Annotated in this window: 9 protein-coding genes and 1 pseudogene; 1 reads left to right on the top strand and 9 read right to left on the bottom strand. The window is 56.9% G+C overall.

The window, feature by feature from the left end:
* The 3 genes from EN745_RS06420 to EN745_RS06410 form a co-directional block, all read right to left on the bottom strand.
* The coding region (locus EN745_RS06420) for a membrane dipeptidase (protein WP_245487654.1) at window positions 1–907 on the bottom strand (907 nt) is incomplete at its 3' end.
* 508 nt (window positions 908–1,415) lie between these two features.
* Complete coding sequence (locus tag EN745_RS06415) at window positions 1,416–2,669, bottom strand: serine hydrolase (protein WP_127420803.1); 1,254 nt, start codon at window positions 2,667–2,669, stop codon at window positions 1,416–1,418.
* A gap of 59 nt (window positions 2,670–2,728) precedes the next feature.
* Window positions 2,729–3,103, bottom strand: coding sequence for a transposase (locus EN745_RS06410; protein WP_189362973.1), 375 nt, complete (start codon window positions 3,101–3,103; stop codon window positions 2,729–2,731).
* Window positions 3,104–3,663: 560 nt separating this feature from the next.
* Here EN745_RS06410 and EN745_RS06405 point away from each other — a divergent pair.
* Window positions 3,664–5,008: pseudogene (locus EN745_RS06405) on the top strand (IS1380 family transposase).
* Window positions 5,009–5,454: 446 nt separating this feature from the next.
* Here EN745_RS06405 and EN745_RS06400 read toward each other — a convergent pair.
* From EN745_RS06400 to EN745_RS06375, 6 genes are all read right to left on the bottom strand, one after another.
* Window positions 5,455–6,426 (bottom strand): polysaccharide deacetylase, encoded by a 972-nt coding sequence (locus tag EN745_RS06400; RefSeq protein WP_210213732.1) that lies wholly within the window; start codon window positions 6,424–6,426, stop codon window positions 5,455–5,457.
* Between the two features lie 61 nt (window positions 6,427–6,487).
* Window positions 6,488–7,264, bottom strand: a complete 777-nt coding sequence (locus tag EN745_RS06395; RefSeq protein ID WP_127420802.1) for a serine hydrolase — start codon at window positions 7,262–7,264, stop codon at window positions 6,488–6,490.
* Between the two features lie 703 nt (window positions 7,265–7,967).
* The gene (locus EN745_RS06390; protein WP_127420801.1) at window positions 7,968–9,101 is read right to left on the bottom strand and encodes a class II histone deacetylase; all 1,134 of its coding nucleotides are present in this window, start codon (window positions 9,099–9,101) and stop codon (window positions 7,968–7,970) included.
* 55 nt (window positions 9,102–9,156) lie between these two features.
* Entirely contained in the window at window positions 9,157–10,638 is a 1,482-nt protein-coding gene (locus tag EN745_RS06385; RefSeq protein ID WP_127420800.1) for an aldehyde dehydrogenase family protein, read from the bottom strand.
* On the bottom strand, window positions 10,631–12,022 hold the full coding sequence (locus EN745_RS06380) for an aminotransferase (RefSeq protein WP_281034762.1): 1,392 nt from the start codon (window positions 12,020–12,022) through the stop codon (window positions 10,631–10,633). Before EN745_RS06380 ends, EN745_RS06385 begins: the two co-directional genes overlap by 8 nt.
* A gap of 68 nt (window positions 12,023–12,090) precedes the next feature.
* Window positions 12,091–13,755 carry a hydantoinase B/oxoprolinase family protein gene (locus EN745_RS06375; protein ID WP_210213731.1) on the bottom strand — a complete coding sequence of 555 codons (1,665 nt, stop codon included), beginning with the start codon at window positions 13,753–13,755 and terminating at the stop codon, window positions 12,091–12,093.
* Window positions 13,756–13,935 lie beyond the last annotated feature (180 nt).

Below are 13,935 nucleotides of genomic sequence, written 5' to 3'. Positions count from 1 at the left end.
GCGCATCGGCCGTAACACGCCCATCGGGCCGGATGAAGCTCCCGATGTAGGCCACCCCGACCATGCCCCCGGTCTCCCGGATGGCGGCAAGCTGCTTGTCGGTGAGATTGCGCGACTGCGGGCTGATGGCATGGACGTTCGAATGCGTCGCAACCAGCGGCGCGTCGGAGAGACGCGCCACGTCCCAAAAGCCCTTCTCGTTGAGATGCGACAGGTCGATCAGGATCCTACGCGCATTGCATTCCTTGACAAGGCGGATGCCGTGTTCGGTCAGTCCATCGCCGATATCGCCGGTGCTCGGAAAGCGGAGCGGCACGCCGTTGCCGAAGATGTTCGGACGGCTCCAGACCGGTCCGAGTGATCGCAGCCCAGCCTGGTGCAACACTTCCAGCATGTGGAAGTCTGGATCGATGGCTTCGGCCCCCTCGATATGCAGGATCGCCGCGACAATGCCATCAGCGATGCACCGGTCGAGTTCGGCCGCGTTGCGCACAATCTTGAACTGGCCGTCGCTCTCGCGCTCGATGGCAAACAGCTTGGAGGCCATGTTCAGCGTCGCTGCCTGCGCGACATTGCACGGCACGCTGGGCGGCAATGGTATATCGTAGGTCTCGCCGGCGTAGAGCGCCTCGGCTTCTGCCTTATACCGTGCGTGCTCTATAGCTGGCGCGAAGATGGCGAAGAATCCGCCCGCCATCCCGCCTTCCTTCATGCGCGGCATATCGAGATGCCCTTTGCCATCGCCCTCGATGAACGAGCGCGCAGCATCCGGACCGCCACGACGATAGAGGCGGAGCAGTAAATCATTATGGCCGTCGAATACGAGAACAATGCCGGAATTAGGCACCAAGGCATCCTTTTGATTGATCAGGTCGCGGGGACGCGACCACGTGATCTGGGCGATCACGTCATCCGTGCAGACGACGAAACTATTTTCATGGGTCAGTACTGCGGCGCTTTTGCGAATGCCGACTAAGCTAAACCGGTCTTCCTAGATTTGGCGCTCTCATGTCTAGGCCCCTATCCCGCCAAAAAGCTCTCCAAAAGAAAGTTGGCACACAGACACCGGCTTGTCCAAAAAATTCTTGTCTATTTGAACGATATGTTCCGATAATTGAGAAAGATGTGACCATGCAAAAAGACGGTCTTTGCGGCGATTGTTCCCCAGCACCCTTGGATGCGGAGTCGGAATCGGTCGCCAGTGGAGTGACGATGCTGAACATGCCAAAGCGAGATGAGAATGCCATCGGGCTCGGGCGGGCGTTGTCACGTTGTTTGAAATGTGGGCGCGTGAGGCCGACACCTCGCTTTTCAGGCCGGCCGTGCGCTTATGGCTTCCGACGCAGCCATGGCTTGGCGTCGATGGGTTCGAATGGGAGCACGAAGGCCCTTGCTCGCTATCCTCGCCCAGGTGCTCAGTGAAGTTGCTTAACGATCGACATAATTGCTGCTACAGTATCTACATATGCGTACTCTGCAGCCCACTTCACTATCACTAGGTTTTCCGTCGGATTCATCATCATTAATTGCCCGCTGTTTCCGAGCGCGTAAAAGGTACTGTCGGCTCCAAGCATGCGCTCGGACGTCGGCTCAGCCTGCCACATCGGGTCTTTCTGCCACCAAGAATCCAGCCACCAATAGTACCCATACGGAGCCTTGGATTCGATGGACGGCTGACTGGGGGTTGTCGCTTCTCGCAGGTAGCCGTCGGGGAGAGTTTTGCTACCATTGAGAAGCACACCGTTGCGCAGCAGGTAAAGTCCCATTCGACCATAGTCACGCAAGGTCGCTCCAAACCCGGATTCGCCGTAGGTAAAACCACCTGCATTCTCGACAATCCAATAACCGTCGGATTCCATACCGAAGGGCTTCCAGACTCGCTCGGAAAGATAGGACGTAAATTGTTTCCCCGACGCCCGCTCTACAACAATCGCCATAACGGTGGAATCGGCGGAAGAATACTTGAAGTGTGAGCCAGGTTGGAGTTCTTCGCCCGGCCGCGAACCCACATGCACCAAGAATGGCAGCAAAGCTCCTGGCCGATCCTCACAGACGCACTCTAGCATTTGGGAAAGTTCCGACTTATCGTCATAGACTTCCCAAAAAGGAACACCGCTCAGCCCCTGCGCCAGGTGGCGGAGAGATACTTTCCCCCAGCGGGTATCTTTGAATTCAGGTACGTAAGTCTCTACGATGTCATCCAAGGTTCGGATGTAGCCATCGTTGAGCGCCAGACCTAGCATTACCGAAGTCATGGATTTGGCCATGGATCGAGAATCGCCGACGTCACGGTCCGAATAGCCGTTCCCGTATCGTTCAAAGACAATATGGCCGTTCTTGATCACCAGCAGGCCGGAAATCTTCGCGCGCAAAAAGAAATCATCGGCGGTATAGCTGACGCCTCCTACACGATAATTGAAGGTAATGTTCTCGTCGCGAGGCAGCGGGTATGGCTGCCCACCTGCCGCAATCGTGCGACTAGGAAATAGTTTGTGCATAGACCGATGGTTAGTAATCTTTTGCTCTGTGCTCCAAAAAAGTTGCACTGACAAATTCGGCTTATCCTCGGGAGACGAATTTACCACTCTCGCGCTTTTCTGAGCACCAATATCCTCAATCGGACCCTCGGTTGAAACGACATCGGACCCCGACTTTCCGTTCGCTTTCATAATTTCACTCCGTTCCGATTCGAATTAAAAACGTCTGCAGACGTTTGACGGGAAACATGTCATGGGCACCTCTGAATGTCCATCGATGTTATCAATAAAAGAGACGTCACTTTTCGAATTATGAGAATTTCGCATCGCCCCTCGTCAATCAGGTTGTTGCCGTAGAGGGGATCGGATCCGATGTCACCGGCGACATGCACCTGGCGCATCGTCGGCGTCAGCCGCCGCTCGAAGCCTCTAAAGAGATCACAGAATCTGCTGTAAGCGTAACCATCGGGATGAACGGCCCGATACTTCTCCCACAGGATCGACAGCGTCACGCCCGGCTTCTTCAGTTCGACAGCCAGCGCCCCCCAGTCAGACTCGGTGCGTCGGCGTATCCCTCTTTTGATGCCCTGACGGGAGAAGGGAGGAGAGCCGATGTTCGAGAACATCGTCAGTCAGCTCCGCCGGCAACGGCCAGGAAAGGCCGGCGGCAGTCGCTCGCTCTATGTTGTTGTCCTGCACCGTACTGCGGGCAATCCCACGCATGGTGGTCGCGAACGCTTATGCTGAGTGCCGCTACGGAGCGTGGGGCAGACGTCAGCTTGGCCCGCGCAATACGTGCGGCCTTGCCTCAAGAACAAACAAGCATAATGCCGGCGTGAGAGGCACGCTGCGCCGCAGTCACACGGCCGATGATGCGCGACGTTCCCATCAAGGAAGAGAGCCACCCCGTCAGAGAGACAGAGAGATGCTCATCCCGCATCTAATCAATGCAATTCGCGGTCATCAGGCGGAATTCACAGTGATCGGACCGAACCGGCTGATGACAACTGGGTGCACAACATCAGCCTGCTGACTGCCTGATCGAAGATGAGACGTTGTACCTAGCCCGTCTTATGCACGACGATGGGCCTTTGAGGCTGGCGGATGTCGCTTAAGCGATTGATTTGGCGTAGGATTCGGTTGCTTAGGCCAACCCTTCCACCGCATCTCGCGAGCCACACCCGCCATGACCGAGGATACGTTGCTGCCGCTGTCTTTTCCAGCCGTCGGACGCAAGAAGATCACAGCTGCGTTTGACGGCGGCCGCATCACATCGGATGGCGGCGTCATGCTTCTGGCGGCCGCCGAACGGGGTTTGCGACTGGCCGACCGGCTTGCGGCTGCGATCCACGATCCACGTGATCGAGCGCGCGTGACGCACGCCATGACCGACATCCTGCGCGCCCGCATCTTCGCCATCGCCTGCGGTTATGAGGATGCCAACGATCTCAACCGGCTGCGCACCGATCCAGCCTTCAAGCTCGCCTGCGGACGGTTGCCCGATAGCGGGCTCGACCTGTGCTCGCAGCCGACGTGTTCGCGGCTGGAGAACCTGCCCGACATCAGGACCGTCATCCGGCTCGGCCGCGTGCTGGTCGATCTGTGGCTGTCGAGCTACGCCGCGCCGCCGAAAAAGCGTCACGCTCGACGTCGACGATACGCTCGATGTCGTTCACGGCCATCAGCAGCTGTCGCTCTTCAACGCCCACTACGACGAGCGTTGCTTCCTGCCGATCCATGTCTATGACGCCGCCACCGGCCGCCCGGTCGCCATGATCCTGCGCCCCGGCAAGACCCCGACGGGCGAGGAGATCCGCGGCTATCTGCGCCGCCTCGTGCGCCGCATCCGCGCCCGCTGGCCGACCACCCGTATCCTGATCCGCGGCGATGGCCACTATGGCCGGGCGCAAGTCATGGCCTGGTGCGAGAACAACGGCATCGACTACCTCTTCGGCCTACCCGGCAACAAGGTTCTGCAGCGGCTCGTCGACGAGAGCGCCGACGACATCCGCACGCGCCGCGCGCTCGAGCGCAAGTCTGTGCTGCGCGGCTATGCCGAGACCCACTACAAGGCGAAGTCCTGGAAGCTTGAGCGTCGCGTCTGCGCTCGCATCGAGGCAACCGCGATGGGCCTCGACATCCGCTTCGTCGTCACCAATCTCGACAAAGGCTCCGCCGAGCACATCTATGACGTGATCTACTGCGCCCGCGGCCAGGCCGAAAACCTGATCAAGATGCACAAGAGCCAGCTCGCCTCCGACCGCACCTCCTGCCGCTCACCGATTGCCAACCAGGTCCGTCTTGTCCTGCACACCGCCGCATACTGGTTGATGCTCACCCTGCGCGAGGCGGTGCCCGCGACCCATCATCTGCGCAACGCCGAGTTCGCTACGCTGCGGCTCAGGCTGCTCAAGCTCGGCGCTCGCGTCATCGAAACCGTCTCGCGCATCCGTCTGGCCTTCGCCGCCGCCTGTCCCGAAGCAAGTCTGTTCCAGGCGCTCGCCAGCAATCTGCTACCGGCAGGACCATGACCGCCGGGGCAGCAGGCCCCGCCGAACCATACAGCTTCCACCCTCCAGCGCGTTCACAAGTCCAGACACAGCCGCGGTGAAAAAGACGCCGCGCCGCCACCTGTCCACCGCTCAGCGGCAAACAAACCCAGATGCGTCATGAATAAGACGGGCTAGTCCGCACGTTGCAGCGACTTGCGCTGCGCCGTCGTCGAACAGCTCGGAGGGGTTGTTAGGCGCCGCTTCTTCCGGGTCCTGTCGCTGGGACGAGGGTTTGCAGGGTGGTCGGCAGTAGTGCTGTGAAACCTCGGCAAATCACGCCTCCTAGTTGACCTGCCGGCTAAAGGATCTGATGGCATGATAGCAGTCTTCGTGCTGACCACGGACAGTAGCATGATCGTAGCAATATGATGCCACTCGAAGGGGACGTGACTAGCATACGCCCATTGCAGAACCATAGCGTGCAATCACGCGTGTCGTCTGGGCCAGTTATAATCTGCAGGCATCGGCTCAACGCCGCGGGCGTCGGGTAGCGCCATCAGGCGACGATCTTCATCGTCGTCCTCCCAGCACGCGGCGATCGCCTCGCAGGTCGCGAACCAAACGCCCTCATGAGACTTGAAGTATTCGATGAGACGCCCCAACATGATTATGTGATGTGCCTGGCCGATGATCTGCGGGTGCAGTGCCATTACATAGATGCCGTTGGGCTGGTTGCTATAGCAGTAATCGAATATGTCCTTCCAGCGGCGGAGAACGGTTTCTGTATCGCCCATAGTTTCGTTAGCGCCGGTGTAAGCCAATGGGGGAAAATCGTCCAAATACCAGCTTACGGGGATCTCGAGTACCTTGCTAGCTGCACCAGCGACATTACCCTTTTCCCAACGTACCTGCCAGCGCTGCGGACGGTAAGGGACGAGATCCCGCGCCATCAAGCTGCTGTCGTACTTGAAACCTGCTTCCTCGATCAGATCGAGCGTGCTTTCACTATAGTCCCAATATGGAGAACGATAGCCGACCGGCCGAAGGCCGAGCACGCTCTGGTATGTCTTGAATGCAAGATCCATTAAGCGCTTCTCCGTCTCTCGGGAAATCAAGGTCGGATTCTCATGGTAGTAGCCATGATGGCCTATCTCATGGCCCTCATCGCAGATTCGCTTGCTGGTTTCTGGGAAAGTGTCAATTGTATGGGCGGGAGTGAAAAACGTCGATTTGATGCCTGTCCGCTTGAAAAGGTCAAGAATCCGCGGCACGCCGACGGCGGCGCAAAATTCACCGCGAGACATGAAGGACGGGGTGGGTCGGTTGAGACCGCCCAGCCACAGTGCCTGAGCATCGAAATCGACACCTAAATTTACGGCAATCTTTTTGCCTTGCGGCAGGTTAAGTTTACCCATTGGTTTGTCCTTTTCGGACTCTGGACTGTTCACGAAATCCATCGAGCATGACGCCTGGATGATAGATCAGGTCCGAGCGATGATAGTTCCGCCGACAACCCGCTCAAACCTCCGCAGCGAGTTTGGCCATCATTTTCACCAGAGGACCTTGGAAGCTGGGATCGGGGTCGGGGTTGCCCGTGTTCTCGAGGACGCTGAAGTATACGACCACGGTGCCGGTGTCAGGGTTCGCGAGCATGTATTGGCCGCCGTAGCCACCGTGGCCGAGCCAGGTGCCGTCGGTTGTCACCTGGCGGCGATAGCGCATCCAGTCGCGGGGCTTCGGCACGGGAGGGCCGGGATTGCGGCGCGTATCTTCAATGAAGGCAGCATCGCCCACGCGGCGGCCATCGATACCCTCGCCCTTGCGCGCGAAGAGCAGGCCGTAGCGCGCGAGATCGCGGGCGGAGAGGCAGGCGTCGCCGCCGAGCAGCGGCACTCCCTCGCGGTCGCAGGTGACGTGGAAGCATCCCTCGAGACCGGCCGCCTCGACGATCTCGATCAGCCAGTGCCGCAGCGCCCGGCCGCTGGCGCGCTCGATAATCCAGCCGATGACATCGCTGTTCGTCGACTTGTAAAGGGCGTAGCCGGTGCGATTCGCCAGGTGGCCGCCTATGATACCGCAGATGAAGGAGCGGTCCATCTCCTCCTTCTGACCCTCCGGCGGCAGCTGCCAGCCGATGGCTGCCCGCCTGCGGGCTATCGTATCGGTGCTCGTGTAGTCCTCGGTGAAGTCGTTGGCGGTGTTCATGTCGGCGACGGTCTTGATGGTCGCCTCGGCGTGGCCCGTCCCGATCTCCGGCAGATATTTGCGTACTTGGTCATCGAGGTTGAAGGCCATCGGCTACTGCGCGGCCGAGCATCAGGTTGAGTGTCGTCTTGGTGATAGACATGATGGGATGTGGCTTCTCGGACCCGAAGTCCGGCGCATAGCGCTCATAGACGACGCGCTCGTCGCGCATACCACCACGAAGGCCGAGAACTGCGGCATGGCAAGGAAGCGTGCGACGTCGGGCCGGTCCCCGATGGTCCGCAGGACGCGGGAAGCACGCAGCGACATCGCGTAGGGCACATTTAGACGAACTGTACATTCGATCGCGAATTTGATGGTCGCATTTACTGGCGGCATACATGTTTCACCGTTGCCGCATCCCATTGGCCAGGTGCACGGCACCTCCTTCATGACAAAGGCTGAAAGCCCGTCCTCGGGACGTTTCATTTCCGAGATCGCTCGATCCAGCCGTACGTTCGTTGCCGCACGCGCCGGGGCACGGTTGCAAGATCTTCGGCCGCCGCCGCGGCACCCCTTAACTCGGCGACCATATCTGCATGTTCCAATTTCATGGCCCGAACCTCCATGTTCATCGGCCTGTTGCACGGTGCCTCGGCGCATCACTTACGTTGCCCCTGCGATTTCATCCGGAATGAAGTTCGTTCATCCCTGTTCGAAGTCGATCTTTCGTGCGAGAGCGAGAGTGCGCTTACGCAGTTGCTGGAACCACGGTCCCCGGCGTTCGACGCGTTGTCTGTTGACTGCTTCAGGTTCAATACAATTTCTTGGCGAAGACCTCGACCATTCGGTCGATGAGGCTAAGTTGGTAGGCGGTAAGTTCCGGATTGGGTTGCTGAAAATCAAGCCGGACCTCCAGGGGATCAGGCGCAACAATATCTGAACCAGCAAGGGCAGCGATGACAGCGTGCCCGCAGAACGGTACATGCGCTTCGGAATAGCCGCCTTCATGTACAAGCACTAACCGGCCGCAACAGAGGTAGTCGGCAGCCTGCATGGTCATGCGGGTCATTTCAGCAAAAGTCGTCGACGAGGCCAGCATACGCGAGAGCGGATCTACGCCGGATGCATCGAAGCCGCAGGCAACGACAATCGCGTTCGGTTGGTAAGCTCGGAGTGCGGGGAGGACGATGTGTTCAAAAGCATGAATATAACCACGGTGCCCGGTGCCCGGTACCATCGGGATATTGATGTTGTAGCCCTCACCGTCGCCCCTGCCGCGGTGGTGTATGTTGCCGGATTCGCGGGGATAGTTGTTTTCCTGATGCAGCGATATCGTCAGCACATCAGATCGGTCATAGAAGATCGCTTCCGTACCGTTGCCGTGGTGGACGTCCCAATCGATGATGGCGACCCGTTCCACCCGCTTCTCTGCGATCGCGGCTTCCGCTGCAATGGCGATGTTAGCGAGCAGGCAATAACCCATTGGTTTGTCGGGCAGACAATGGTGTCCGGGCGGACGGGAGAGCGCATAGGCGTTTTTCTGATTGCCGGAAAGGACGTCGCGAAGTGCGGCTGTCGCAAGGCCGGCCGAAAGCGCGGCTATCTCGTAACCGCCGGGACCGAACGGGGTGTGTTCACCGAGGTCACCGCCTTTATCGTCAGAAAGCCCTTTGAAGGCTTTGAGGTAAGTCGCCGAGTGCACGCGTCGAAGTTCTTCCTCGGTCGCAAGCGGCGTTGAGGAAACGGAAAGTTCTTGAATCAGCCCGGTGACGTGCAACAGGTTTTTGAGACGACGTTTGGTCTCGGGATTCTCTGGGAGGCCACCAGCGGAAAGTGGCTGCACCAAGCCGCCGACCGGCATGAGGAAGGCGAAGTTGCCGCCCGAATGCCAAAAACATTTCTCATCCCACCAAAATCCGGTTTGCCGTTTTGCAACGCTATTCATGATCGCATTCTCGTTATTCCCATGATATCTGTGGCAAATTTAACAACATGGATTGTTAATTTCGAATGCTGTTGACCAGCCGGTAATGCACGAATGTATCAAGCCCCCTGCGCCCACCCTCGTATCCGTAGCCGCTCTCCTTGACGCCACAAAACGGTGTGAATTCGGTGACCGTCGAGGTAGTGTTGACGAAGATGCCACCCGCTTCCAAATTTTCAATCAGGCGGTCGATGCGCTCAGGTGATTGCGTATAGACGTAAGCGGCTAGTCCATAAGGCAGGGCGTTCGCCATGCTCACCGCTTGCATCTCATTGTTGAACCCGTTGATCGGCGCGAGCGGCGCGAAATACTCGTCGCGCAAAATTTGGCTGCCGGGGGCCACATTGCACAGGACTGTAGGTTCGAAGAAATAGCCCGGCCCCCTGATCCTATTGCCACCGGTGATGATCTGAGCCCCGCCAGCTATCGCGTCTTCTACCACCCCGACCGTGGCATCAATTCTACGCGAATGCGCGAGTGGACCTAAATCTGTATCGGGATCCAGCCCATTTCCGATCCTTAAGCTCTTAACTTTCCCTAAGAACGCGTCTACGAACCTGTCATAAGCTGGCATTTCGATGAAAAGTCGACTAGGCGCAGTGCAAACTTGGCCAGCGTTCGCAAATTTGGCTGCAGCAAGTTCACTTGCTGCAGCATCAATATCGGCATCTGCGAAGACAAGCGCGGCTGAGTGCCCACCCAATTCCATGCTCGCGGGTTTCATCCCCTCCGCCGCCAGTCGTGCAAGGGATTTACCGACTGGGATCGAACCGGTAAGCGAGATTTTTCGAACTACGGGCGATGCAATCAGCTCCCTTGAAATATCAGCAGGATTGCCAAACACGAGATGAAGATAGCCGGTTGGCAAACCTGCTTCCTGCAAAGCCCGTACGAGCTCAATTGCAGCCGTTGGCGTTTCTTCGGCTGCCTTCAAGATGACCGGGCAGCCGGCGGCTAGCGCCATCGCGAGCTTCCGCCCCGGCAGCACCAGAGGAAAATTCCAGGCAGTGAAAGCTGCCACGACACCGATTGGCACTGGTTTGGACGAACGCCTGACTGGTTGCTGTTGATCCCCGAGATAACCATCGTGAAGTTCTAACGCCAGCCGTGCATAATATCGGAAGAGATCGACAACGCGGCTAACTTCAAGCCTGGCCTGGTTCAGCGGCTTGCCCTGTTCCAAAACGATAGACAGCGCAATTGACACCGCCCTTTCCGAGAGAATATCGGCTGCCCTTTCCAACACCTCCTTACGAATTTCGGGCGAGAAACGAGGCCAAGTTTCAAAAGCTCGCTCCGCCGAATAGAGCGCCTTTTGCAGCAGTTGTGAAGTGGCTGAGGGCAGGATACCCAGCACGGCCTCGTCAGCCGGGTTTATCACTTCCAACGGTGGCGCTGAACTGGACTCGATAAACTCACCATCGACGTACATCCCCAGCGGAGGATGCTTCCAATTCGATCCCGAGGTATCGGTATCTGGTTCTTTAACTCTATCCATAGTTCTGTACCATTTGCCAAGTTTCAGCCAAGGCGGCCTCAAACCTCTGGAACATCTCGTTGATCTCGGATTCTGATATGATCAGCGGAGGGCAAAAAGCGATAATGTCCCCCATATTCCTGATAATCAGTCCATGATCCTGGCATCGCTGACTACAAAATGCGCCTACAGTCATCGACTTGTCGAATTGCGCCTTTGTCGCGGGGTGAGGTGAGAACTCAATCCCGCCGAGCAGGCCGACCCGTCGAACGTCCCCGACCATAGGATGGCTAGCGAATGAATTGATGCGTCGAGCAAAGTGGTCCGCGACAGACTGGACGTGCTGAAAAATCGATCTTTCTTTATAGATTTCGAGCGTCCTAAGCGCGACCGCTGCGGCCACGGGATGCCCCCCATATGTAAAGCCGTGAGCGAACACGCCGTATTTCTCGCTGCCGCTTAAGAGCACTTCCCAAATAACTGGGGCCACGATAGCGGCCGAGATCGGCAGATAAGCGGAAGACAGAGCCTTTGCGACAGTAATGACGTCCGGCCTTAGATTGTAGGTGTCAGATGCAAATGCGTTACCGGTCCGCCCGAAACCGCAGATAACCTCGTCGGCGACGAAGAGGATATCACTCTCTTCCAGAATCTTTTGAACCTTTTCGAAGTAACCAGCCGGCGGTGGCAAAACACCGCCGCCCGCAATCACGGGATCGGCGAAGAAGGCCGCAATCGTATCCGCACCTTCGTATTCGATCAGACTTTTAAGATCATCCGCACAACGTTCAGAAAACTGCTCTTCGGTCTCTCCCGGCAGGCCCTCGCGATAATAATCTGGGCACATGCATTTGAGAAAGCGATCCAGCGGCAGATCGAAACCACCGTGGCAAAATTCCAAACCAGTCATAGACGCGGTCGCGAGCGTCACGCCGTGATAGCTGCGCTTCCGCGTTATGATTTTTTTCTTCTCAGGACGATCGAGAATATTATTGGCGTACCAGATCAGTTTGATAACCGTGTCGTTGATTTCAGAACCGGAATTGGCAAAGAAAACACGTCCATCAGATATTGGTACCATATCTTTGAGACGATCAGCGAGCTCGATCATCGGCCGCGTCGCCATGCCATTGAAGCTGTGGTAGGTCGGCAGTTTCTTAAATTGCTCGGCAGCCGCAGCGGCTAACTCGGGTTCACTGAATCCAAGTGCAGTGCTCCACAGGCCCGCGAGCCCCTCAATGTAGCTCTTGCCGTTTTCATCGATAACGTGGATGCCTTCACCACGCTCGATGATCAGCGGACCGGCACGCTGGTGATCAGCCAAATTCGTGTACGGATGGATCAGGGACTGTTTGTCGACATCCATGAGGGTTCTGTTTTTCGAAGTTCTGTTTTGATCAGGCATATTACCTCCACGCCGGTCTTTGGGCCGGAATTATTAGATTAGATGGGTTGCGGTTCGAAAAACCCAGGTCAGGGATTCGGCTTGTAACCGTAATCTTGCATTGCACCTTCTACGGTGATGAACCCGTCTGCGATGTCCTCTTCAATTGCTTTCCTGTCCCGAAGGGAAGGATGGCCATATCCGCCACCGCCACCGGACCGGCATGTGATCAGGTCGCCGGACTTCAGCTTAATCCCATTGGCTTTCAAGCGCTTGATTTCTCCCGAAAGCGAGGATTTGACCGTTACCGACGGCGGTTGCCCATCCTTACCGCCAAACAGGCCCCAGGCTGGCGTGACCGACCGTTCCCACCAAAAGCCAGCAGCGCATTGGTCGGACAACATTTCATAGGTCTTGTTAATGCCACAACCGCCGCGCCACTCTCCAGCCCCACCCGAATCTGAGCGAAGGGAGTACTCTCTGATCCTGAGTGGGTAACGCGTTTCGCAAACTTCTATTGGAATGTCTTTTAGACCACCGTTGACCTTGTTGATCAGTGCGGAGACGCCGTCTTGACCACGAAACGCCCCCCAGCCACCGACGTGGCACTCGAAATCAATGAAAATACCTTCAGTGCGTGGATCCGTGCCCGACATGATCACCGGGTTTGAATCGCCATAGTCAGCGGCCGTTACTACACCTGGGATCGCATCAGCTAGCGCTCGCGCCAAGAGGTCGATTTGCAATCCCAGAGAACTGAAATACCAATTTGCAGCCGCAGGACTGGTACAGGCAAGAAATGATCCGTCGCGAACCTTCACCGATAGCGATCGAAACGACCCGCCATTAACCGGCTTGTCCGATGCAAACAGATATTTGAATCCAACGCGACATGCTGAGACCGTCTGGGATTTTCCGCTATTGATCGGCCCAAGGGTTTGATCGCTAGCCTCGGTTACATCGATTTCGATATCGCTACCTTTAACGGCGACCGTCATCTTCACGTAAAGCGGACCATTCCCCAATCCGTCATCGTCGACATACCCTTCCGCCGAGTATTTCCCGTCGGGTATCGCTTCGATAGCTGCGCGCTCGAAGCTTTCAGTTTGATCGAAGACTATCCCCTTGGCCTTCTCAACAACATCGACGCCAAACTTTTCAAGCAGTTCAACAATGCGGCGAGACCCGACATTCGCGGCCGCAATCTGCGCCTTAAGATCCCCTATCACGCCCTTGGGCAAACGGGTATTGGCCTCGATTATGTCAACAACGTCGGGATTGATTTGACCCTCAATTACCACGCGGGTGGGCGGAAGGCGTAGGCCCTCCTGGAATATCTCGGTAGAGTCGAAGGACTGCCCTGGATCCTTGCCCCCAATATCCAGCCAATGGGCTCGGGAAACAGCGAAACCAAAGAGTTCACCCTTGAAAAAGATGGGCGCGTAAACAGAGACGTCATTGAGATGAGTCCCGACTACATAGGTGTCATTCAGCGCCCAGATGTCGCCTTCCCGCCACACCCGCTTTCCAAATTTTCGTTCCGTATATTCACTGCAGATCTCAAGATTGCCGAGGAATATCGGAAGGCCCGACGATTGGCCGAGAACCTTATGATCGCGATCCAGTATCGCGACAGCGCAATCCTTCATCTCATAGATAATAGGGGTGAACGCAGAGCGTATCAGCATCGCGTTCATTTCTTCGGCGGCGGATATCAATCCGTTCCTCACAATTTCAACAGTGATAGGATTCACTATATACCCTCCCATCGGCCTACAATGATGCGCATGATCTGCCTTCTACTCCCAAAACTTCCGCTTCCGTCGCTCGTCGACCCGTTCACCGGTGAGAAACGGGCACCGAGCGTCGTATACACGCTAGGCAAATTATACGCTTAATGTCGTCAATTCGTCTTCAGAAGCAGAGCAACGATA

It is taken from the genome of Mesorhizobium sp. M4A.F.Ca.ET.022.05.2.1 (genome assembly GCF_003998845.1).
Lineage (GTDB): Bacteria > Pseudomonadota > Alphaproteobacteria > Rhizobiales > Rhizobiaceae > Mesorhizobium.
This window is presented reverse-complemented; position numbering and strand designations above follow the sequence as displayed.

What these genes read in the sequence shown, in the direction of transcription:
- EN745_RS06415 (WP_127420803.1), bottom strand. Translation starts at nt 2,669, where the DNA reads ATGAAAGCGAACGGAAAGTCGGGGTCCGATGTCGTTTCAACCGAGGGT.
- EN745_RS06400 (WP_210213732.1), bottom strand. Translation starts at nt 6,426, where the DNA reads ATGGATTTCGTGAACAGTCCAGAGTCCGAAAAGGACAAACCAATGGGT.
- EN745_RS06410 (WP_189362973.1), bottom strand. Translation starts at nt 3,103, where the DNA reads ATGTTCTCGAACATCGGCTCTCCTCCCTTCTCCCGTCAGGGCATCAAA.
- EN745_RS06385 (WP_127420800.1), bottom strand. Translation starts at nt 10,638, where the DNA reads ATGGATAGAGTTAAAGAACCAGATACCGATACCTCGGGATCGAATTGG.
- EN745_RS06395 (WP_127420802.1), bottom strand. Translation starts at nt 7,264, where the DNA reads ATGGCCTTCAACCTCGATGACCAAGTACGCAAATATCTGCCGGAGATC.
- EN745_RS06380 (WP_281034762.1), bottom strand. Translation starts at nt 12,022, where the DNA reads ATGCCTGATCAAAACAGAACTTCGAAAAACAGAACCCTCATGGATGTC.
- EN745_RS06390 (WP_127420801.1), bottom strand. Translation starts at nt 9,101, where the DNA reads ATGAATAGCGTTGCAAAACGGCAAACCGGATTTTGGTGGGATGAGAAA.